The sequence below is a fragment of the Pseudoalteromonas sp. Bsw20308 genome (assembly GCF_000310105.2).
Classification (GTDB): Bacteria; Pseudomonadota; Gammaproteobacteria; order Enterobacterales; family Alteromonadaceae; genus Pseudoalteromonas; species Pseudoalteromonas fuliginea.
In genome coordinates this window covers 2,807,310-2,828,599 of sequence record NZ_CP013138.1, presented here as the reverse complement: position 1 = coordinate 2,828,599, position 21,290 = coordinate 2,807,310, and the positions used below count along the sequence as shown (strand labels likewise).

The following is a 21,290-nucleotide window of genomic DNA, read 5'->3' as shown; positions in this document are numbered from 1 at the left end:
GGGCTTAGCCCCCATTTGCATATCCATTATTTAGTTAACTTATTATTTAATTTCAATAAGTTATTATTTTAGGACAAGTATAATGAGAGAATTTTCTCGCACTGATCGTGTTGCACAGCAAATCCAAAAAGAAATTGCTGTAATTTTACAACGCGAAATTAAAGATCCACGCTTAGGTATGGTGACAGTGTCAGCGGTAGAAGTATCGCGCGATTTATCTTATGCCAAAATTTTCATTACTGTGTTTAACACACAAGATGAAGATGCAGCAAAGCAAAGCGCAAAAGTACTAAATGAAGCAACGGGTTATATTCGCTCGTTACTTGGTAAGCGTATTCGTGCACGTATAATGCCTGAGTTAAAGTTTGTTGTTGATAACTCATTAATGGAAGGTATGCGTATTTCTAATTTAGTGGATTCTATTATCCGCGAAGATAACGCAAAGCATGTTGATGAAGACGTAGAAAGTGTTGATGCTGATGAAGTTTTAGATAGCGAAGAAAGTACTGAGCACGTAGACGATACAGATAGCGAAGAAGGCACTGATACAGATGGCAAAGCGCAGTAAAGGCCGTGCAGTTGACGGTATTTTGTTGTTAAACAAACCGCAAGGCATTTCATCAAATAAAGCATTACAGCAAGCAAAAGGTGTTTATTTTGCGCAAAAAGCTGGGCACACAGGTGCTTTAGATCCACTTGCTACAGGTATGCTGCCAATTTGTTTTGGTGAAGCGACTAAGTTTACGCAGTTTTTACTCGATACAGATAAAACCTATATCGTTCGTGCACAACTGGGTGAGCGTACAACAACATCAGATTCTGATGGCGAAATTGTTAGCACTAAAGATGTGAACGTAACGCGTGAACAGCTAACAAAAGAAATTGCTGCTTTTGTTGGTGAGTCTGATCAATATCCGTCAATGTACTCGGCACTTAAGTATCAAGGTAGACCGTTATATAAGTACGCTCGCGAAGGTATTGAAGTACCTCGCAAATGCAGAAAAATAAACGTGTTTAGCTTATCGTTTGACGAATTTGATGAACAAAACAACGTATTACAAATGACGGCTCATGTATCTAAAGGGACGTACATTCGTACAATCGTTGACGATTTAGGCGAAAACCTAGGCTGCGGTGCACACGTTATTATGCTCCACAGAACCGCTGTTGGTCAGTATCCGGCAGATAAAATGGTATCGCTTGATGAAATTGAAGCATTACTTGCTAAAGCGAAAGAAGAAGAGCTTGCGCCTTCAACTTATTTAGACTCGTTGTTATTACCTATAGACACTGCTTTAACTGATTTACCCGTTGTTGAAATCACAAAAGAACAAGGGGGAGTTTTTAGTCACGGGCAAGCTGTAGAATTACCAATCGCTTTACCTGATGGTGCAATTAAAGTTGTTGCGGATAATATATTTATTGGTACTGGTGAACGCAACTCAAATGGACATTTAAAGGTTAAACGTGGTCTTGCTAGCCAGCAAGATGATTACGTAAAGCCGGAATAAGCAACTAATGTGCCCAGTAGTGGCTTATTAGTTGTAGATGGGGATAATTAACTTGTAGTTATTCCCACAGTTGGTAGAATACGCCCGCTTAATCGTTTTGGCTGAATTAGTGATCGGCTAAGACACCTTTTTAAATTTAATTTTTGGAGTTACTATGTCACTAAGCAATCAAGAAAAAATCGATATCATTGCTAAATTTGCACGTGCAGAAGGCGATACAGGTTCATCAGAAGTACAAGTAGCATTACTTACTTATGATATCAACAAGCTTCAAGGTCACTTTGCTGATCACAAGCATGACTTCCACTCACGTCGTGGTCTGCTTCGTAAAGTAAGCACTCGCCGTAAACTACTTGATTACCTTAAAGGTAAAGATATCACTAGTTATACTGCACTAATCAAAGAACTTGGCCTACGTCGCTAAGAACTAGATTATAGAAAAAGGAGCTTTTTAGCTCCTTTTTTTGTGCCTGAAATTTGTGTTTTTAAATTAAGAAAATTCTTAAACCTATTGAATTGCAATATAAAACCCCCATTTCATACCTTACCAAGAGCTATTGTATTTAACCGCTAAATAAGCCCAGCTGAAATCGAGTAGTTAGATTGAACAAATTTCAATCCGCAAAGAACAACACACCCTAGACTCGCATTTTGAAGTAGCTTTGGTATATACTATGCGCGTAGATAAAAAGGTTTATCTACGCTTATCCACATCATTGCCAATTGTAGTACTTAATTGATTTCCAACTGAATACAATTATGTACTGTAATTGGTACTTTGATGACAACTTATTAGAATACATTTAAGGAATATTTTAAGTGCAAGCAATTATTAAAGAATTTCAACTAGGTCAACACACAGTGACACTAGAAACTGGTGCAATCGCTCGTCAAGCCGACGGCGCAGTACTAGTAAGCATTGGCGATACTTCAGTTTTAGTAACTGTTGTAGGTAAGCGTGAAGCACAACCAGGTCAAGACTTTTTCCCATTAACGGTAAACTACCAAGAGCGTATGTACGCTGCTGGTCGTATCCCAGGTGGTTTCTTAAAGCGTGAAGGTCGTCCTAACGATGGCGAAACACTTATTGCACGTCTTATTGACCGTCCAATTCGTCCACTTTTCCCAAGCGGTTTTGTAAACGAAGTACAAGTTATTGCAACTGTTGTTTCTGTTAACCCTGAAATCCAACCAGATATGGTTGCGATGATTGGTACTTCAGCAGCACTTGCTATCTCTGGTATCCCGTTCAGTGGCCCAATTGGTGCAGCTCGCGTTGGTTACATCAACGGCGAATATGTACTTAACCCTACATTAAAAGAGCTTGAAGAAAGCCAACTTGATTTAGTGGTAGCCGGTACTGATAAAGCGGTACTTATGGTTGAATCAGAAGCTAACGTACTTGCTGAAGACGTAATGCTTGGTGCTGTTGTATATGGTCATGAGCAATCTCAAGCGATCATCACTGCAATCGAAGAATTTAAAGCGCAAGCAGGCAAGCCTACTTGGGATTGGACTGCACCTGAGAAAAATGTTGCACTTGAAGATAAAGTAGCAACTATCGCTGCTGATAAGGTAGGCGCAGCTTACTTAATCACTGATAAAGTAGCGCGTAAAGAAGCACTTGGCGAAGCGAAGGATGAAGTTGTTGCAGTATTAACAGCTGAACTTGCTGAAGGCGAGTCTTTAGACAAGCAAGAAATTGGCAAAATCTTCGGTTCACTTGAGAAGAAAATCGTTCGTGGCCGTATCGCTGCTGGCGAAAAACGTATCGATGGTCGTGAACCAGATATGATTCGTGCACTAGACGTAATGACTGGCGTATTACCGCGTACTCACGGTTCTGCTATCTTTACACGTGGCGAAACTCAAGCGTTAGTAACAGCGACACTTGGTACAGAACGTGATTCACAGTTAATCGACGATTTAACGGGTACTCATAAAAACCACTTTATGCTTAACTACAACTTCCCTCCATTCTGTGTAGGTGAAACTGGTTTTGTTGGTTCTCCTAAGCGTCGTGAAATCGGCCATGGTAACCTTGCTAAGCGTGGTATTTCAGCTGTAATGCCTACACTTACTGAGTTCCCTTACTCAATCCGTGTAGTATCTGAAATTACTGAATCAAACGGTTCTTCTTCAATGGCGTCTGTTTGTGGTACTTCACTAGCACTTATGAACGCGGGTGTACCAATTAAAGCATCTGTTGCCGGTATTGCGATGGGTCTAGTTAAAGAAGACGAAAAATTCGTTGTTCTTTCTGACATTTTAGGTGATGAAGATCACTTAGGTGACATGGACTTTAAAGTTGCCGGTACTGCTGCGGGTATTACTGCACTTCAAATGGATATCAAAATCGAAGGTATCACTCAAGAAATCATGCAAATTGCGCTTAAACAAGCAAAAGCTGCACGTTTACATATCTTAGAAGTGATGGATGAAGCGATTTCGGCTCCTTCTGAAGAGCTATCAATGTTTGCTCCTCGCATATACACAATGAAAATCCCACAGAAGAAAATCGCTGAAGTTATTGGTAAAGGTGGCGCAACTATTCGTCAGCTTACTGAAGAAACTGGCACAACGATTGAAATCGGTGACGACGGTACAATTAAAATTGCCGCTACAGATGGCGAAAGTGCAGCTAATGCGATTAGCCGTATTGAGCAATTAACAGCTGAACTTGAAGTAGGTACTATCTACGAAGGTAAAGTTGTACGTATCGTAGACTTCGGTGCGTTTGTAAACATTCTTCCTGGTAAAGATGGTCTAGTACATATTTCTCAAATTAGTACTGAGCGCGTTAATAACGTGGCTGATCACCTTTCTGAAGGTCAAGAAGTTAAAGTTAAAGTACTAGAAGTAGATCGCCAAGGCCGTGTACGTCTAAGTATTAAAGAAGCAATGGAATCAGCAGCACCTGCAGCTGACGCGCCAACTGACGCGTAATTGCTAATACTTCATCCAGATATTTACTGGATAATATAAAAGAGGGGCTGTTTAGCCCCTTTTTTTATGCTTTAATGAGGCTAATTAAATTTAAACAAAGATTATTCAAGGAAGCTAAATTACTCATAAATAGTGTTCAAATTTAAAAGTGACAAACTCACAACATAATTTTACCTAATTACTGAGCAGTTTACCTAGAGCAATAATAGTTCATCAATTGCTATGAACCTATTGAGACATCGTCTGTCATATTGCTACCTATCTTGGTATTAAGGATTTTAATGATACTCAAACATTTAGCTTTGGCATCTTTCGCTATTTTGTCTTTAAGCGCTTGCCAAACTACAACAGAATCAGAACCAACCCCGATTGTTAATGTGCCATTTACTGCACCTTTAGCCTCTGACTTTAGAAGTGAAATTGCTATTGCACGCTACTCAGAGTTATTGAATAGAGCAGATTTAAGCCCTGATCAACAAGCGAAGTTATATTATGACCGTGGTGTGTTATTTGATAGCTTAGGCATGACTACGCTGTCGCGTATTGATTTTAACCGCGCTGTAAAACTTAAGCCTGATTTAGCTGAAGTATATAATTTTTTGGGTATTCAACATACGTTAATGCAACAATATGAAAAAGCTTATGAATTTTTCGATTCGGCCCTTGAGCTTGATGAAGATCATGAATATGCTTATTTAAATCGAGGTATTGCACTTTATTATGGTGATAGGTCTGGTATTGCTAAAACCGATTTTAGTGCATTTTTAGCCCGCTCTCCAAATGACCCTTATCGTGTATTATGGGTTTATTTAGCAGATGCCAAGGTAAATAAGGAGCAAGCTCTTGTTGAACTTAAAACGAATGCAACAGCACTTGACGATTCACAATGGGCGTTTCAACTAATTTCGCTTTTTGCAGGTGATATGAGCGAGCATGCTTTTTTATCTGGCATTAGTGAGGGTGTTAAGTCGGAACAAGAATATGCTCAGCGTTTATGTGAAGCTTATTTTTACTTAGCTAAATTGCATCAGGCTGCTGGTGATAAATACTTAGCCGCTGATTATTTTAGATTAGCTCTAGCAACTAATGTACATGAGTTTATTGAGTATAAATATGCACGTTTAGAACTTGAGTTAATGGCTGGTGACGACGCAAGTTAAGGCATTAAAATTGGCAGGTGTATTACTGTGTAGCCTTTTAATAACAGGCTCAGGTAATCACCTTGACGCGATTGGCTTTTGGCATGTTTTGAACACAAAGGCCAGTGTGTTAAAAGTCTATAGACGCTTCCCTAATTATTTTGCGGTTCATTTACCGCAACTACCAGATACCTCCCTTGCTATATTGGCTAGAAATCACATTCCCTCTGCACAATATGCTTATTCAATAAGACTTTTAAATAATAACGACAGTGATACGGCTAAACAATTTTGGTTGGCAGGTATAAATAAATTAAATGCAATTGAGCGTAAAGAGTTAGCTGTTCAGTTATTAGCTCAATCACGTTGGGATGATTTAAAGCTTTTAGCCGATATAAAGCAGTTACCAGAAGGGGATGTTTTTAATCACCTCAGGTTGCATTTATCTATAGCGGAAAATAATATACCGCGTGAATTTATACAAAATTTGGGCTTTTCTTTTTTAGAGGATATTGATGAGCCTAAAAAGCACTGTATGTTTAATGTAATTGTAATGAGCGATCACCGAAATGGTTTATATAAATTAGGTGACTTTATAACTACATACAATCGGCAGCCAGAGCCACGCGAAAATATATTTTGTTTTTCAAAGCCCGTTTATGTTGCGACTGCGCTCAATTGTAAGAGTAATATCAATAATGCTGCGCAATGTGATTGGCAGGCCTCTAGATTTAAAAATGAGCTTCTTAGCAATTATGATTTTTTAGTAATGATGCCAAAGCATGGCACTGCAAATGTCAGTAAAGGCAAAATGCTTATTAACTCACAGGCAAACTACAGTATATTTTTACACGAACTTATGCACTTTAACCGTTTTGAGGATGAGTATACTTTGCCTATATCAAAACAAGCATGGTTGTGCGCACAAAGTGGGTTTGTAGCACCAAATTTATATATTACACATGGTGAACCTGCACCAGAAGGTTGGCATAAAAGTGAAAGTTGTCAACAAGGAGGTATAGCTTATAAGCCAAGTGAAAAGTGGTCTATTATGCAGTATCAACAATTAGGGCTCTCAACGCAATACAGGGAACTTTGGTTGAAGTATTTAGATATGACTAAGGGGGACTTCTACCGTCACTCAGATGAGCTTACGTCTATAAATAAGGCTATATTAAATTAACAATCGTCAGCAATGCTATATTGATTTTTTAGCTTGAAAAAATTGTTAGTTTTTGTTTTGAAAACATTCATATAACCCCGCTTTATATAGACAAAATTAGTGTTTTTCAGTATAACTATAACTATTAATGTCGTTAAAAAACAGGCAGTAAAAGCATCACTTAATCCTAAAAGAGTGACGCCCTGATAAACTTATGATTATAAAAGGCCCTACATTATGACTTTGCTCTGGATACCCTTGTTATCCTTAATTGGCAGTGTTATTTCTGCATGCACAGGTAAGTTATCCCGCAATTTAAGCACTAGTTTAACGGCTCTCGCGCCTTTGACGGCTTTGGGGATTACTCTATACCATGCACCTGCAGTTTTAGCGGGCGAAACCATTCGTTATTCATTAGCTTGGATCCCGTCAATAGGACTCGATTTATCTCTGCGGTTAGATGGCCTCAGTTTATTGTTTATGTTTATGATTTTAGGCATAGGCTTGCTCGTTATCCTCTACACGCGTTACTACCTAAGCGCTAACGATTCAATGGCCAAGTTATATAGTTACTTAATGCTATTTATGACTGCAATGCTTGGTATTGTTATGTCTAACAACGTCATTCAACTGTGGTTGTTTTGGGAATTAACCAGCATCAGCTCATTTTTATTAATTAGCTTTTGGTGGCATAAGTCCGAAGCACGCAAGGGAGCGCGCATGGCGCTTGCTGTGACTGGTGCTGGCGGTTTAGCATTACTTGCTGGCTTAATGTTATTGAGTGATATTGTTGGTAGTTATGACTTAGATGTTATTCTAGCGAGTAAAGCAATAATTCAATCTCACGATTTATACGAAGTAGCATTGGTATTGGTGCTATTGGGTGCATTTACTAAATCGGCACAATTTCCATTTCATTTTTGGCTTCCTCATGCAATGGCTGCACCTACGCCAGTGAGCGCGTATTTACATTCTGCAACTATGGTAAAAGCCGGCATATTTTTGTTAGCACGTTTTCACCCTGCTTTAGCCGGCACCGATACGTGGTTCTTGCTCGTTGGGTTAACGGGTTTAGCTACGCTGTTGTTTGGTGCTTATATAGCATTATTCAAACATGACTTAAAAGGCTTGTTAGCCTATTCAACAATAAGCCATTTGGGTTTAATAACGCTGTTACTCGGGCTTGATACTGAGCTTGCAACTGTTGCGGCAATATTCCACATCATTAACCATGCCACGTTTAAAGCGTCGTTATTTATGGCCGTTGGTATTATTGATCACGAAACAGGCACGCGCGATATGCGTAAATTAAATGGTATGTGGCGATACTTACCATACACTGCAACGCTTGCGATGGTCGCGGCGGCTGCAATGGCGGGTGTACCATTACTTAATGGGTTTTTATCTAAAGAAATGTTTTTTGCAGAAACGCTGCATCAGCAAGTACTTGGTTCTATGTCGTGGCTAATACCAGTACTGGCAACTGTTGCAGGCGCATTTGCGGTTGCGTATTCCGCACGCTTTATTCACGATGTGTTTTTTAACGGTGATCCAATTAATTTACCACGAATACCTCATGAACCACCACGTTATATGCGTGTACCAATAGAGATACTCGTTGTCATTTGTTTATTAGTAGGGATGTTTCCGCACTTTGCAATTGATGGCATCTTATCTGCGGCATCCTTAGCTGTATTAGGGCAAAAGATGCCACATTACGAATTAGCTATTTGGCATGGATTTAACTTACCTTTACTTATGAGTGCAATGGCTGTTGTTGGCGGCTTATTTATTTATGTTAATCGTAAATATCTATTTCAATTTCAAGCATCGTTACCACCTCTAAACGCTAAAAAAACGTTTGAACGTGTAATATTAAGCGTTATTGCTTGGTGTCAGTCAAAGGTAAGCAGTACAGAAAATGGATCGCTGCAGCGCTACCTTGTAATTATGTTAGCGGTAGTATTACTGTGTGCAGGTTGGCCATTATTTGAAATGCAACAACTTGCCGGTAGCATGCCACTTACGCCTGTTGATGTGCACAATGCAATTGGTGCAGGCTTATTGATTATTGGTGCTCTTGCCACCGTTATTTGGCATCGCTCTCGAATGGTATCGTTGTTAATGCTCTCAATTGTGGGGTTAATGGTGTCGGTTGTATTTACACGTTTTTCTGCTCCAGATTTAGCGCTTACGCAGCTAACCGTTGAAGTGGTTACTATTATTTTACTTATGCTGGCATTGTTTTTCTTGCCCCAACATACGCCAAAAGAATCAAGTTCATTACGTGTACTTCGAGATTTAGCAATAGCCTCTACGTTAGGTGTAGTTATAGCAAGTATTTGTTACGCGTTACTCACACGCCCATTAGATTCAATCTCAGACTTCTTTATTGCTAACGCTAAAATTGGTGGCGGTGGTACTAATGTAGTTAACGTTATTTTGGTCGACTTTAGGGGCTTTGATACGCTTGGAGAAATTACCGTATTAGGCATTGCCGCATTAGGTATATTTAAAGTACTTTCTCGAATTCCATTATTTATGCCTGCAAGTGACAGCGAAGGCCGCCCATGGGCTAAAGAACGTCATCCAATATTATTGGCGAGTATTTCACAAAGTTTATTACCGCTTGCGTTGTTGGTGTCGGCGTATATTTTCTTACGAGGGCATAACTTACCTGGTGGTGGCTTTATTGCAGGACTGGTAACGTCAATCGCGTTTATTTTACAATATATGGCGCATGGTACGGCATGGATAAACGAACGTTTTGATGTTAATTATCGTAAAATCATAGCTTCAGGCATTGGTATTTCACTGTTTACAGGTGTGGGTAGCTGGTTCTTTGATAAGCCATTTTTAACAACTTGGTTTGACTACTTTGATATTCCGTTTGTCGGTAAAACAGAGCTTGCCAGCGCGATTGCATTTGACCTAGGTGTTTACTTAACGGTTGTAGGCGCTACGCTAATGATTTTAGCAAGCTTAGGTAATATGACGGCAGATACCCAGAAAAAAGAGGTAAATATTTAATGGAATTATTGTACGCATCTTGCGTTGGAGTATTGGTCAGTTGCGGTGTGTTTTTACTGCTAAGAGCTCGTACGTTCCCTGTAGTACTTGGGCTTACTATGATTTCATATGCTGTTAATTTATTTTTGTTTTCAGCAGGTCGTCTTACTATTAATAAAGCGGTAGTGCTTGGTACTGGTACAGAATACGCCGATCCTCTACCTCAAGCTTTAGTGCTTACAGCTATTGTTATTGGTTTTGCGATGACCACATTCGTGGTTATTTTGGCAATACGTGGACGCGCCGATTTAGGTAGCGACCATGTTGATGGTTATGTGCCTAATACCTCAGCAGATAACAAGGAGCAAAAATGATCCAACATTTAGCTTCGCTCCCCATTTTATTACCTATGCTTACGGCCGTTATTTTATTACTGCCACCATGTGGTAAAAGCGTCAAAATTCGCCGCTTAGTTTCAATTGTAATGGCAATAGCTACTTTTGCTATTAGTGTATTTTTACTTGTACATATTAATAATACGGGTATTAACGTTTACGCTATTGGTAATTGGTCTGCACCATTTGGAATCGTCTTAGTAGCCGATATGTTGTCAACTTTATTGGTTACGTTAACTTCACTTTTAGGTTTGGGCGCTATTTTATATGGTAGTGCTGGCGATGATGAAAAAGGCAGCTTTTATCATCCACTTGTTCATTTTTTAATATTGGGTGTAAATGGCGCGTTTTTAACTGGCGATTTATTTAACCTATTTGTATTTTTTGAAGTATTACTGATTGCATCATATGCATTGTTAATGCACGCAGGTGATAAACAAAACACCCGTGCTGCGCTGCAATATGTAATATTAAATTTAGTTGGCTCAAGCGTATTTTTAATCGGTTTGGGTATTTTGTACGGTGTACTTGGTACGCTCAATATTGCAGATATGGCGCAAAAAGTATCACAGCTTTCGGGCGATGATGTATACCTAGCAAAAGCCGGTGGTTTATTATTGCTCATTGTATTTGCTTTAAAGGGCGCACTATTACCTCTGCATTTATGGCTTCCAAATACGTATGCAAGTGCTAAACCTGTGGTTGCTGCATTGTTTTCGATTATGACCAAAGTAGGCGTTTACGCCATGCTTAGAGTTTACACGGTGATATTTGGCGAACAAGCAGGAGCGCTTGAACACATGGCGCAGCCTTGGCTTTGGGGTTTAGCAATTGCCACCATTATAGTGGGGGCCATTGGTGTTATTGCAGCGCAAGATTTACGTAAATTAACGGCTAACTTAGTATTAGTATCGGTAGGTACGTTGGTTGCGTTAATCGCATTACAAAATGTAAATGCCACTGCTGCACTTTTATATTATTTAGTGCATTCAACACTTGTTAGTGCCGCACTATTTTTACTAGCAGACTTAGTTTCAATCCAGCGCGGTAAAGTTGGCGATAGGCTTGTGGCGGGTCGCTCTGTTAAACAGCCATTTTTATTAGGTGTGTGCTTTATTATTGCGGCTTTAACGGTAGTTGGTATGCCGCCACTATCAGGCTTTGTAGGTAAAATTTGGATACTTAAAGCGACATTAAACAGTGAGCAAGCTTTACTATTTTGGCCAGTATATTTAGTAACAAGTTTTGCGTTGTTAGTAGCGCTTTCGCGCGCTGGCACAACCTTGTTCTGGGAGCATAAAAGTAAAAATAGCGAAAATGCTGAGTGTGTAAATGCGAACCCATTGCAAGTAATTGTAATTATAGGTTTACTTGCGTGTTCACCATTATTAGTAATTTTTGGCGGGCCTATTAGTGAATATATGTTGGGTGCTGCTGTGCAGTTACATGACATAAGCGGCGGCATTAATGCTGTACTTAAAGGAGGCATGTGATGAGATTACAAGCCCGTTTTCGTTGGTTACCAACGCCATTTCGTAGCTTATTTTTGTTTATGGTTTGGCTATTGTTAAATAATAGCGTGTCGGTAGGGCACTTAGTATTAGCGACTATTTTTGCAATACTTATCCCGATATTAAGTTTTTCGCTTCGCGAGCCTCAGCCGCTAATTTTAAAGCCGGGCTTGGCTCTCAAGCAGTTGCTTATTGTGCTGTACGATATTGTTGTAGCAAATTTACAAGTGGCTTTACTTATACTTGGGCCATCTAAAAATTTGCGTCCGGCCTTTATAAAAGTACCGATAGATTTAACCCATGATATGCCAATTACTATATTGGCCAGTTGTGTATCGCTTACACCTGGTACTGTGAGTGCAGAGGTTTACCCAATTGCTGAATCGTTACTTGAGGGTGAAGAGCCAACGCAACGCTACTTATTAATACATGTGCTTGATCTTAAAGATGAAAAAGCACTTATCAAACAAATAAAACAACGCTACGAAGCTCCACTAAAGGAGATATTTCAATGTTAGATACTGTATTACTCATTGTTTTTTCGATGATTGGCTTATCATTATTACTTAATTTATGGCGATTGATCATCGGTCCGTCAGTGCCTGACCGTGTTTTAGCGCTCGATACTATGTACATTAACGTCATCGCACTGATTATTTTATACAGTATTAGTATGGATACAGGGCTTTATTTTGAAGCTGCACTGCTTATTGCTATGCTCGGTTTTATAAGTACAGTTGCAGTGTGTAAGTATTTACTACGTGGCGATATAATTGAATAAGGTGAAAACATGATCAGCGAATGGGTTGTATCAATATTATTGTTATTTGGTGGTACGTTTATTTTAATTGGCTCAATAGGCTTAATTAAACTACCTGACTTTTTTATGCGTTTGCATGGACCAACTAAAGCAACCACGTTGGGCATGGCGAGTATGTTAATTGCTGCTATGGTTTATTTTGCAAATTCAGGGCATGGCCTAAGTGTTAAAGAAATACTCATTACTATATTTTTACTAATTACGGCACCTATTAGTGGCTACATGTTAATAAAGTCTGCTATCCATCATAAGCTAAAAGCCAAAGAAGGCACTAAAGGCCTAGATAATGTAGAAGACGATTAGCATAAAAATATATTTATAAAAGGCCGAATAAATTTATTTTACTCGGCCTTTTTAATGATTGCTTGTACCCTTTACAATACAAATTATTCATGTGACCATAAGTCCATTATTTATATAAAGGATATTATTATGGGTAAGGTACTACTTTTATCATTACTGATTTTTTCTAGTAGTTTGTATGCTGAACAAAATTCTAAGCAGCAAAAAATAGATGAACTCATTAATGTAATGAACATGGATGCAATGGTTGATTCTATGTACGGCCAGGTTGAAGGTATGATGAAAGGCATGTCAGACCAAATGGGCGTTAAGCCTTCTGAACAGGCTATTTTTGATAAATACTACGGCGACATGACAACGGTATTAAAAACCGAAATGAGCTGGGCTAAAATGCAGCCAATGATGATTAGCGTGTACGACAAACATTTTAGTGAGCAAGAAATTGCTGATATGTTAGCGTTTTATAAAACAGATACAGGGCAAAAAATACTTGAAAAAATGCCTGTTGTAATGCAAGAGTCTATGCAAATGTCACAAAGCTTAATGAAAGATGCTATACCAAAAATTCAAGATATAGCAGGCAAGCTAAGCGAAGAGCTAAAAGCCTCACGCGAGCATGCTAACTAGAGACTGCTGATATTTGCTGGTTAAATTTAACCTTTAAAGAACAATAGATTCAATACTTTTATCTCTCTTATTTAAGCGCTCTAGCCAGAGCGCTTTCACTTTTTCGCTAAATCAGTTTCAGTAAATTTAAATTATGCTTTAATGCTCCTCTCTATTGACCTGTGTGTTGCACATAGGTTTATTATTGATCTATTGAAATTCCACGGGGCTAAATTATGTATGTTAAACAACTTGCCAAATTAATGGGCGTGACTGCCGATACTGTTCGTCATTACACACGTATTGGGTTACTTAACCCAATACGCAGTGAAGAAAATGGCTATCAAGAATATACAAAGCAAGACCAGCAACGTTTAAAGTTTATTATTAGTGCGCGTCAACTTGGTTTTTCACTCAAAGATATTCAACACATTATAGGCGAGTCAGAGCAAGGGAATTGTCCTTGTCCGTTAACGCGAAAACTCATTACTAAACGCCTAGAAGAAACCGAAGCACTATTTCAAGAAACATTAAAACTACGAAACAGGATGCATGCAGCTCTGGATCAATGGGATACATCAGCCGATGGTGCAAATGCCAGTGACGTGTGTAGTTTAATAGAATCTTTTGTTGATCCAATAAACGATTCTGCAAATAAGGAGCAGCGTAATGACGACTAATACAAAAGACACCGCGCAAAACTTTATTATTGAAGGCGCTAATTGCGGCAGTTGTGTGGCTAAAATTGAAAAAGCCCTTAATAGCGTGCAAGGCGCGCAAAACGTGGAAATGAACTTTGCACAGCGTACAGTACGTGTAGAAGGTAAAGCTTGTGAAAGCACGCTTATTAAAGCAGTCGAAAACATTGGTTATTCAGCTAAGCCAATGAGTAATGAGTCTGATCAAGATGCACTTGATGAAAAAGCAAAGTCGGATGAGGCACATTATAAAAAGCTGATGCGTAATATGATATTAGCGTTAGGGGTCGGTGCGCCGTTAATGATATACGGGCTTATTTTTGACATGAGTGTGACCACCGACACACAACGAATAGCCTGGTTTTTAGTGGGTATAGTCACGCTTGTGGTTATGGCTATATCAGGTAAACAATTTTACAACGGTGCATGGCAGGCATTCAAAAACCATGCTGCCAACATGGATACATTAATAGCGCTTGGTACAGGTACTGCGTGGTTGTATTCAATGTTTGTAGTAATAGCACCAAACTTATTACCACAAGTCGCAAGACACGTATATTTTGAAGCATCGTCGATGATCATCGGTTTAATTAGTTTAGGGCTCGCTTTTGAAGTAAAAGCACGTGGGCGCACCTCACAAGCAATTAAACGCTTAATTGGCCTGCAACCAAAAACTGCACGCGTAATTCGCGATGGGCAAGAGCAAGACATCGACATTAGTGATGTTGTAAAAAATGATGAAGTACGCATACGCCTGGGTGAAAAAATCCCTGTGGATGGCGATGTTATTGAAGGCAGCAGTACGGTTGATGAGTCAATGCTTACTGGTGAGCCAATGGCCGTCCGCAAAAAAACGGGCGATAAAGTCGTTGCCGGAAGTATTAATAAAAGTGGCACTTTATTATTTAAAGCCACGTACATTGGTAGCGAAACCACACTTGCCAATATTATCAATATGGTTAAGCGTGCACAAAACTCAAAGCCATCAATAGGGCGCTTAGCTGATGTTATATCTGGAATATTTGTACCAACAGTCATGATTATTGCAGTACTTGCAGGCCTTGCATGGTTAAACTTCGGACCTGAGCCATCAATTGCTTATGCCGTTGTTGCGGTTACCACCGTACTTATTATTGCGTGTCCTTGTGCGCTAGGACTCGCAACCCCTATGTCGGTTATGGTGGGTATTGGTAAAGCTGCAGAGTCAGGAATATTAATTCGAAATGGTGAGTCGCTGCAAACAACATCTAAAATCACCACCATGATTTTAGATAAAACAGGCACTATTACTCAAGGCACACCGCAAGTTACCGATGTAGTTACCTTTAATAACAGTGATGAAAATACAGTAATGCAACGTGTTGCAAGCCTTGAAAGTAGCTCAGAGCACCCACTGGCCCAAGCAATTACGGCATATGCTCAAAAGCAGGGCTTAGCTTTAAGCAAAGTAGCTGACTTTAACGCAATGACAGGTAAAGGTGTCACTGGCAGTGTTGACGGGCAAACATTGTTGTTTGGTAATAAAGCGCTAATGGATAAATACAACGTGGCCGTTGATGATGCAACCGAGCAAGCTCAAGCACTTGCCAGTGATGCTAAAACGCCCATGTATTTTGCAAGCAATAATAAGCTCCACGCTATTATTGCAGTAGCGGATCCTATCAAAGAGGATTCAGTTGAAGCTATTAAACGCCTGCAAGATAAAGGTATCCACCTAGTTATGCTAACAGGTGACAACAAAGCCACTGCACAAGCCGTTGCTAAGCAAGTCGGTATTGATGACTTTATTGCAGAAGTAATGCCCGATGACAAAGTAAACGAAGTAACAAAACGCCAAGCTAACGGTGAAATAGTGGGTATGACAGGTGACGGTATTAACGATGCCCCCGCACTTGCGCAAGCGGATGTAGGGTTTGCAATTGGTACAGGTACCGATGTTGCAATAGAAAGTGCAGACATTACCTTAATGCGTGGTTCGTTACATGGCCTTGCTGATGCAATTGCAGTGAGTAATGCAACTATTTCAAATATTAAACAAAACCTATTTGGTGCCTTTATTTATAACGTGGCGGGTATTCCGATTGCAGCTGGCGTGTTGTATCCATTTTTTGGAATACTACTTAACCCTGTTGTTGCAGGTGCAGCTATGGCACTTTCATCGCTTACAGTGGTAAGTAACGCTAATCGCTTACGTTTTTTCAAACCAAATAAATCGTAATTTAAGCTAAGGAGTACATTATGTTGATGATTAATATAGGCGGTGCACTGTTAATAGCCGCAATTATTTATTGGTTTTGGCTATACAAACCAGAGCAAACACAAAGTGATGACAACAAAGTAACGATAGTCGTTGATAACGGTGTTTATAAGCCAGGACACATTAAAGTGGCAGCTAACAAAGAAGTTGTACTTACCTTTGATAGAAAAGACAGCGCGCCATGCGCCGAAACCGTGGTATTTCCACAGCTTGATATAAGTAAAACGCTGGCAATGGGTGATGGCAATACAGTTAAACTACCTGCGCTTGAAGCCGGTGAATATGACTTTCATTGCCAAATGCAAATGTATAAGGGCAAGCTAGTTGCTCAGTAACCTGAACTAAGTAGGTGTTGGGGTCGTATAGTTGCCTTATATAAGTTACGAGTAAGAGTCGCTATATTAAACCTAGATTCAAATTGTAAGTGCATAACTTGTTTTGACTAGATTAAGTGGTCAGTTGCTCATAAGCTAACTGCTTTTTCTCCGGCAAGAGATTTTACAATGAGACATTACAAACAACTGACCTATGAGCAAAGATGCCAGATCGCTGTTCTAAAGAAAAGCGGTTTTACGCAACAAAGTATTGCTGAGCTAACTAATTTATCGCAATCTACGATTTCAAGAGAGCTTGCTAGAAATACAGGCAAGCGAGGTTACAGATACAAACAAGCTCATGAGCGGGCTTTGTCTCGCCGAAGAAGTGCAAGAAAACCACTTAAGATGACACTTGAAATGATGGCTTTAATTACCCAGAAGCTTAATGAGAAGTGGAGTCCTGAACAAATAACGGGATGGTTGCGCAAGGAAAATAAACAATCTGTCAGTCATGAATGCATTTATCTATATATCTGGGAAGATAAAAAAGCAGGTGGTGAGTTATACCTACATCTGCGCCGACACGGTAAGAAATATCACAAGCGCAGTCATGGTAAGACAAACCGAGGGCAAATAAAAAATCGCGTTAGCATTGAAGAACGTCCACAAATAGTTGATGAGAAAGGCCGTATCGGAGATTGGGAAATAGATACCGTCATAGGTAAAGGTCATCGAGGCGCCCTTGTTACCATTGTAGAGCGGGTCACCCAATTCACTGTATCAACTCAGGTGGCAGGCAAAACAGCACAAGCCGTCACTGCGGCGACGATAGAACTATTAAGACCATATAGGTCAGCGCTTCATACCATCACGGCTGACAATGGAAAAGAGTTCGCTTATCATGAGCAAATCACAAAGGCATTAAGTGTTCCTGTTTATTTTGCTCATCCTTATCACTCATGGGAGCGCGGATTGAATGAAAACACGAATGGATTACTACGCCAGTATTGGCCGAAGAGCACAGATTTTAAGGCGGTAACACCAGCGCAAGTTATACCAGTACTTGAGCAACTTAATAATCGTCCGAGAAAGACACTTGGATTTGAAACGCCTGCAAAATTGATGCAAGATCATTTGGCGGCTAAAGCCGCCTAAACGTTATGCACTTCAGATTTGAATCCGCGAAATGAATAAATTAAGCCCTAAAAAATTATTGAATAGTAAATGGACCGCAACACCTGCTATAAATAAAGAAAAACACTTCATTATTGTTGAGGTGGAGTTTGATGAAGATGGCAACGTAATTGAATGTATTACCGAGGCTGTTATGTCAAAAAATCAATATCCAATTAGTTGGCGAGATTTAAAAGATAACCAAAAGTGGCTACAAGGTTGGAAGTAGTTTAAATCCTGACGAATCCCCACGAAATGAATTTAAAAAAGATGAGTAAAGGGGATCCGACCTTCATGACTAATTGTGATCAAATTACTTCGCCAAAAACAACTTAAAACAATAGCCATGAAGATCACAAATATAATACAGAATGATATCGCTGCTGCCTACTCTGAAATTCACTCTACTCGATTAAACACGTTATTTACCTTCATTGACTCTGGTATTTATGATCAACGTGTGTCTGTAACATATTTAGGTAGGGGATTGAAAAGCCTATCAAAAACAACAAAGAAAAATGATATTAAACGCGATGACCGCTTAATCGGTAACACGCTCTTACACAGCGAGCGTCTTTTCTTTCATGACTATATGTCAGCGCAGTTAATTGGAAATAAAAAGTCCCCCATCATATTAGTCGATTGGTCACCTATTAATGGACAAGGGATGTTTCAAGTATTGCGCGCCAGTATTCCAATGAATGGGAGAAGCTTAACGCTCTATGAAAAAATTCATCCTGAGAGCGAACTGAATACCAATAAAGCACATCAAGCATTTTTAGACACGCTCGAACAAATATTACCTGAAGGATGTATGCCAATCATTGTGTCAGATGCTATCTATCGTGCTCCATGGTTTAAAATAGTAGAAGAAAAAATTGGTATTGGATAGGGAGAGTAAGGGGGGCGAGTATCTCTCTCCCAAGATAAACAAGAATGGAAAACCAGTTATCAATGGTTTGCCGATGCGCGTATTGGTAAGGCTGATAACCTTGGCTCAATTTATTATGGTAAAACGGCAAAGTTCCCGTGCAATGCGGCAATTTATAAGCGAACGCCAAAAGGCCGAAAAGCGAAGAAAAAACGAGGCGGGACGTCACAAAGAACAACAGATAAAATTCATCAAAAAGATGCGAAAGAGCCGTGGTTACTGGTGTTCAACTTGCCTGTAAATTTATGAAGAGTACAAAAAAATCAGTAAACCTTTATAGCCAAAGTATGCAAATAGAAGAAAATTTTAGAGATACAAAAAATAATAAATTAGGGATTGGTTTGGAGTGCGCTAACTCCCGAAGTGTTAACCGATTTGATAATTTACTGCTTATAGCGGCGCTTATTTTATATTTATTATGGTGCATAGGGTGTGCCGCAGTCATGAAAAAGCTCCACTATTCATTGCAAGCGAATACACAAAAAGCGCGAATGGTATTATCAATAATAATGATTGCGCGTGAAATCATTGATGACGATAGGTATTTCATACCATTAGAAGAGTACATTTATGTATTGTCCGAACTCTCAAATTTAACAGTCAATATGGAGGGATTACATGAATAAATATTCGTGGGGATCCCTCAGTACCCAAACCACGTCAAGGTGCAGAATTCAGCGTTTTAGAGGGACTTAATATCAAGTCGTTACTTTGTAACAATGGTAGTCCCTTTTAATAATAACAACGCGAAGAGTAAATACCTGTGTAAAGCCAGTCCAAAGGGCTGGTTTAAATGATTTATACTGCGTTACTTTCATAAAAGACTGACTTTAACAAGAGAATAACCATTATCTACATGCCTAAATTGCTTTTAATTCAAACGACGCTCGCATATTGAGGTGGTTTGGATGCGAACCACATTATCCTTCAAACACTTAGAACATTTCCACATATTTATATGGGTATGAAACGTCGCGATCTCTTCCAAAAACGCTGTAATAACGTGTAATAACTTGCAATAAAATTCTATGCTATTGTTGTTTTTAACAAAACAAGTGGCCCTGATTTTTCACTTGTTCGCGTATTTACACATAAAAATTCATATAAACAAGGAGATTGAAATGACTAAAAAACGGACATTTGGCGGCGTCACCCAAGCAGTATGGTCTTGTGTTAAACGTACGAGCGAACAAGAGCACAGTACTGTTTATGAACCCGCTGATGCACTTCAAGGCACAGCTACAACAGACTCGGTTGTTGGGAAAGTGGTACTCGGCTTCAATTACATGCCAGACAAAGAGTCGATTCAATACACCATAATAAAAAAGCCGATGCTTGTTCCGACAAGTGCTATTTGGGATGGCATTCAAGAGTCAATCGAGCACTGCCAACATCACTAGTTTACAGCTTTCGATTGGAAAATATGTATTCGAATTGGTGTCGATTAAGTCATAGGTCGACACCTTTAGGAGGCTTAACTTTAAAGCCAAACATAAACACAAAGTAGAAAGGAAAGTACGATGACAAACGATACGAATACTGAACAAAAAGATATCACAGTAAAGGCTGGTGATATTTATCCTGTTACAGATAATGATCGCAACTTTGGTACAGTCACTATAGAACAGGGTGGTCAACTCGCAATCCAAACGGCTGCACAGGTCATAATTGAACACCTGGTAAAGCAGTAACTGGGTATTCATGCGTTCACACGCGTCAAATTATTTGAAATCAACCAAACAATATTGAGAGAAATTCAATGGATATTGAAGCACATAACAATTTAATCTCAGAAGCATTAGCTAATGGACAATCTACACCTGACATTACTGTTTTTGCAGATAACGGAAAAAGCGGTACTAATGGTTTAACAGGCCAAACTGGTCAAGAAGGGGCGACAGGTCAAAATGCCAGTTGTAATTGGGCCAGCGGTTGTGACGATGGTTCTAATGGTTCAAATGGTACCGACGGTGGTAGCGGTGGGTTGGCATCGCAAGGTGCTGATGGTGATAATGTGTTACCAGCAAAAATCTACGTTGCTCAATTGACTGGCACAGTATTTGTAGCAGGTGCGGGCGGTAATGGTGGTGATGGTGGAGTAGGCGGCAATGGCGGCGGCGGTGGAGCTGGTGGTGCTGGTGGTAATGGTTCTAGTAGCGGGGCTTATTCAAGAGGTGGCTATTCAGGCGGTAGCGGCGGTAGTGGCGGTAGTGGCGGTAACGGCGGTAAAGGCGGTGATGGAGGCAACGGCAGTAATGTTGACATCACCTACGGTGAAAAAAGTCAAAACAGTGAATTCGTTCCTGTACAAGTCAAAAGCCAACCAGGTAATGGGGGGAGCGGTGGTGTAGGTGGCGCAGGCGGTAGTGCAGGTAAAGGTGGTAGTCCAGGTGGTTCAAACGGCACGGGTGGTAACGCCGGTAATGTCGGTCAATCAGGTGCACCGGGTGATTCAGGCGGCCAATTGAGTACGATTAACGTTAGACAAGGTCAACGTCCAGTATAAGGAGAA

The 21,290-nt window shown here is 39.8% G+C and carries 21 protein-coding genes and 1 pseudogene; all 22 read left to right on the top strand.

Annotation, left to right across the window (positions count from 1 at the left end; translation table 11 throughout):
• The first annotated feature begins 82 nt into the window (after positions 1–82).
• On the top strand, positions 83–568 hold the full coding sequence (rbfA, locus tag D172_RS12420) for a 30S ribosome-binding factor RbfA (RefSeq protein ID WP_007378502.1): 486 nt from the start codon (positions 83–85) through the stop codon (positions 566–568).
• Positions 552–1,511 carry a tRNA pseudouridine(55) synthase TruB gene (gene truB / locus D172_RS12415; RefSeq protein WP_007378501.1) on the top strand — a complete coding sequence of 320 codons (960 nt, stop codon included), beginning with the start codon at positions 552–554 and terminating at the stop codon, positions 1,509–1,511. Before rbfA ends, truB begins: the two co-directional genes overlap by 17 nt.
• 154 nt (positions 1,512–1,665) lie before the next feature.
• Complete coding sequence (rpsO, locus tag D172_RS12410) at positions 1,666–1,935, top strand: 30S ribosomal protein S15 (RefSeq protein WP_002958490.1); 270 nt, start codon at positions 1,666–1,668, stop codon at positions 1,933–1,935.
• A 395-nt stretch (positions 1,936–2,330) separates the two neighbouring features.
• Complete coding sequence (gene pnp, locus D172_RS12405; protein ID WP_007378500.1) at positions 2,331–4,457, top strand: polyribonucleotide nucleotidyltransferase; 2,127 nt, start codon at positions 2,331–2,333, stop codon at positions 4,455–4,457.
• 281 nt (positions 4,458–4,738) lie between these two features.
• A complete protein-coding gene (gene nlpI / locus D172_RS12400) occupies positions 4,739–5,617 on the top strand; it encodes a lipoprotein NlpI (protein WP_007378499.1) in 879 nt (292 codons plus the stop codon).
• A 10-nt stretch (positions 5,618–5,627) separates the two neighbouring features.
• A complete protein-coding gene (locus tag D172_RS12395; protein WP_007378498.1) occupies positions 5,628–6,779 on the top strand; it encodes a hypothetical protein in 1,152 nt (383 codons plus the stop codon).
• 216 nt (positions 6,780–6,995) lie between these two features.
• Positions 6,996–9,788 carry a monovalent cation/H+ antiporter subunit A gene (locus tag D172_RS12390; RefSeq protein WP_007378497.1) on the top strand — a complete coding sequence of 931 codons (2,793 nt, stop codon included), beginning with the start codon at positions 6,996–6,998 and terminating at the stop codon, positions 9,786–9,788.
• Complete coding sequence (locus tag D172_RS12385; RefSeq protein WP_007378496.1) at positions 9,788–10,141, top strand: Na+/H+ antiporter subunit C; 354 nt, start codon at positions 9,788–9,790, stop codon at positions 10,139–10,141. Before D172_RS12390 ends, D172_RS12385 begins: the two co-directional genes overlap by 1 nt.
• Complete coding sequence (locus tag D172_RS12380; RefSeq protein ID WP_007378495.1) at positions 10,138–11,655, top strand: monovalent cation/H+ antiporter subunit D; 1,518 nt, start codon at positions 10,138–10,140, stop codon at positions 11,653–11,655. Before D172_RS12385 ends, D172_RS12380 begins: the two co-directional genes overlap by 4 nt.
• Positions 11,655–12,191, top strand: coding sequence for a Na+/H+ antiporter subunit E (locus tag D172_RS12375; RefSeq protein ID WP_007378494.1), 537 nt, complete (start codon positions 11,655–11,657; stop codon positions 12,189–12,191). Before D172_RS12380 ends, D172_RS12375 begins: the two co-directional genes overlap by 1 nt.
• Complete coding sequence (locus tag D172_RS12370; protein ID WP_007378493.1) at positions 12,185–12,454, top strand: K+/H+ antiporter subunit F; 270 nt, start codon at positions 12,185–12,187, stop codon at positions 12,452–12,454. The genes D172_RS12375 and D172_RS12370 overlap by 7 nt, the downstream gene beginning before the upstream one ends.
• Positions 12,455–12,463: 9 nt before the next feature.
• Positions 12,464–12,796 (top strand): Na+/H+ antiporter subunit G, encoded by a 333-nt coding sequence (locus D172_RS12365; RefSeq protein WP_007378492.1) that lies wholly within the window; start codon positions 12,464–12,466, stop codon positions 12,794–12,796.
• A 129-nt stretch (positions 12,797–12,925) separates the two neighbouring features.
• Positions 12,926–13,423 carry a DUF2059 domain-containing protein gene (locus tag D172_RS12360; RefSeq protein ID WP_007378491.1) on the top strand — a complete coding sequence of 166 codons (498 nt, stop codon included), beginning with the start codon at positions 12,926–12,928 and terminating at the stop codon, positions 13,421–13,423.
• 215 nt (positions 13,424–13,638) lie between these two features.
• Positions 13,639–14,082, top strand: a complete 444-nt coding sequence (locus D172_RS12355; RefSeq protein ID WP_007378490.1) for a MerR family transcriptional regulator — start codon at positions 13,639–13,641, stop codon at positions 14,080–14,082.
• A complete protein-coding gene (locus D172_RS12350; RefSeq protein WP_007378489.1) occupies positions 14,072–16,318 on the top strand; it encodes a heavy metal translocating P-type ATPase in 2,247 nt (748 codons plus the stop codon). Before D172_RS12355 ends, D172_RS12350 begins: the two co-directional genes overlap by 11 nt.
• A 20-nt stretch (positions 16,319–16,338) precedes the next feature.
• Positions 16,339–16,692, top strand: a complete 354-nt coding sequence (locus D172_RS12345) for a cupredoxin domain-containing protein (protein WP_007378488.1) — start codon at positions 16,339–16,341, stop codon at positions 16,690–16,692.
• A gap of 168 nt (positions 16,693–16,860) precedes the next feature.
• The gene (locus D172_RS12340) at positions 16,861–17,829 is read left to right on the top strand and encodes an IS30 family transposase (RefSeq protein ID WP_007377509.1); all 969 of its coding nucleotides are present in this window, start codon (positions 16,861–16,863) and stop codon (positions 17,827–17,829) included.
• Between the two features lie 31 nt (positions 17,830–17,860).
• Positions 17,861–18,076, top strand: a complete 216-nt coding sequence (locus D172_RS12335; RefSeq protein ID WP_007378775.1) for a TIGR02450 family Trp-rich protein — start codon at positions 17,861–17,863, stop codon at positions 18,074–18,076.
• Positions 18,077–18,193: 117 nt separating this feature from the next.
• Positions 18,194–19,404, top strand: a pseudogene (locus D172_RS21300) (IS4 family transposase).
• Positions 19,405–19,899: 495 nt separating this feature from the next.
• A complete protein-coding gene (locus tag D172_RS12315) occupies positions 19,900–20,178 on the top strand; it encodes a hypothetical protein (RefSeq protein ID WP_007378771.1) in 279 nt (92 codons plus the stop codon).
• Between the two features lie 120 nt (positions 20,179–20,298).
• Entirely contained in the window at positions 20,299–20,469 is a 171-nt protein-coding gene (locus D172_RS21590) for a hypothetical protein (protein WP_007378770.1), read from the top strand.
• 68 nt (positions 20,470–20,537) lie between these two features.
• A complete protein-coding gene (locus D172_RS21585) occupies positions 20,538–21,284 on the top strand; it encodes a hypothetical protein (protein ID WP_007378769.1) in 747 nt (248 codons plus the stop codon).
• Positions 21,285–21,290: the final 6 nt, after the last annotated feature.

What these genes read in the sequence shown, in the direction of transcription:
- rbfA (WP_007378502.1), top strand. Translation starts at nt 83, where the DNA reads ATGAGAGAATTTTCTCGCACTGATCGTGTTGCACAGCAAATCCAAAAA.
- truB (WP_007378501.1), top strand. Translation starts at nt 552, where the DNA reads ATGGCAAAGCGCAGTAAAGGCCGTGCAGTTGACGGTATTTTGTTGTTA.
- rpsO (WP_002958490.1), top strand. Translation starts at nt 1,666, where the DNA reads ATGTCACTAAGCAATCAAGAAAAAATCGATATCATTGCTAAATTTGCA.
- nlpI (WP_007378499.1), top strand. Translation starts at nt 4,739, where the DNA reads ATGATACTCAAACATTTAGCTTTGGCATCTTTCGCTATTTTGTCTTTA.
- D172_RS12390 (WP_007378497.1), top strand. Translation starts at nt 6,996, where the DNA reads ATGACTTTGCTCTGGATACCCTTGTTATCCTTAATTGGCAGTGTTATT.
- D172_RS12385 (WP_007378496.1), top strand. Translation starts at nt 9,788, where the DNA reads ATGGAATTATTGTACGCATCTTGCGTTGGAGTATTGGTCAGTTGCGGT.
- D172_RS12380 (WP_007378495.1), top strand. Translation starts at nt 10,138, where the DNA reads ATGATCCAACATTTAGCTTCGCTCCCCATTTTATTACCTATGCTTACG.
- D172_RS12375 (WP_007378494.1), top strand. Translation starts at nt 11,655, where the DNA reads ATGAGATTACAAGCCCGTTTTCGTTGGTTACCAACGCCATTTCGTAGC.
- D172_RS12370 (WP_007378493.1), top strand. Translation starts at nt 12,185, where the DNA reads ATGTTAGATACTGTATTACTCATTGTTTTTTCGATGATTGGCTTATCA.
- D172_RS12365 (WP_007378492.1), top strand. Translation starts at nt 12,464, where the DNA reads ATGATCAGCGAATGGGTTGTATCAATATTATTGTTATTTGGTGGTACG.
- D172_RS12360 (WP_007378491.1), top strand. Translation starts at nt 12,926, where the DNA reads ATGGGTAAGGTACTACTTTTATCATTACTGATTTTTTCTAGTAGTTTG.
- D172_RS12355 (WP_007378490.1), top strand. Translation starts at nt 13,639, where the DNA reads ATGTATGTTAAACAACTTGCCAAATTAATGGGCGTGACTGCCGATACT.
- D172_RS12350 (WP_007378489.1), top strand. Translation starts at nt 14,072, where the DNA reads ATGACGACTAATACAAAAGACACCGCGCAAAACTTTATTATTGAAGGC.
- D172_RS12345 (WP_007378488.1), top strand. Translation starts at nt 16,339, where the DNA reads ATGTTGATGATTAATATAGGCGGTGCACTGTTAATAGCCGCAATTATT.
- D172_RS12340 (WP_007377509.1), top strand. Translation starts at nt 16,861, where the DNA reads ATGAGACATTACAAACAACTGACCTATGAGCAAAGATGCCAGATCGCT.
- D172_RS12335 (WP_007378775.1), top strand. Translation starts at nt 17,861, where the DNA reads ATGAATAAATTAAGCCCTAAAAAATTATTGAATAGTAAATGGACCGCA.
- D172_RS12315 (WP_007378771.1), top strand. Translation starts at nt 19,900, where the DNA reads ATGACTAAAAAACGGACATTTGGCGGCGTCACCCAAGCAGTATGGTCT.
- D172_RS21590 (WP_007378770.1), top strand. Translation starts at nt 20,299, where the DNA reads ATGACAAACGATACGAATACTGAACAAAAAGATATCACAGTAAAGGCT.
- D172_RS21585 (WP_007378769.1), top strand. Translation starts at nt 20,538, where the DNA reads ATGGATATTGAAGCACATAACAATTTAATCTCAGAAGCATTAGCTAAT.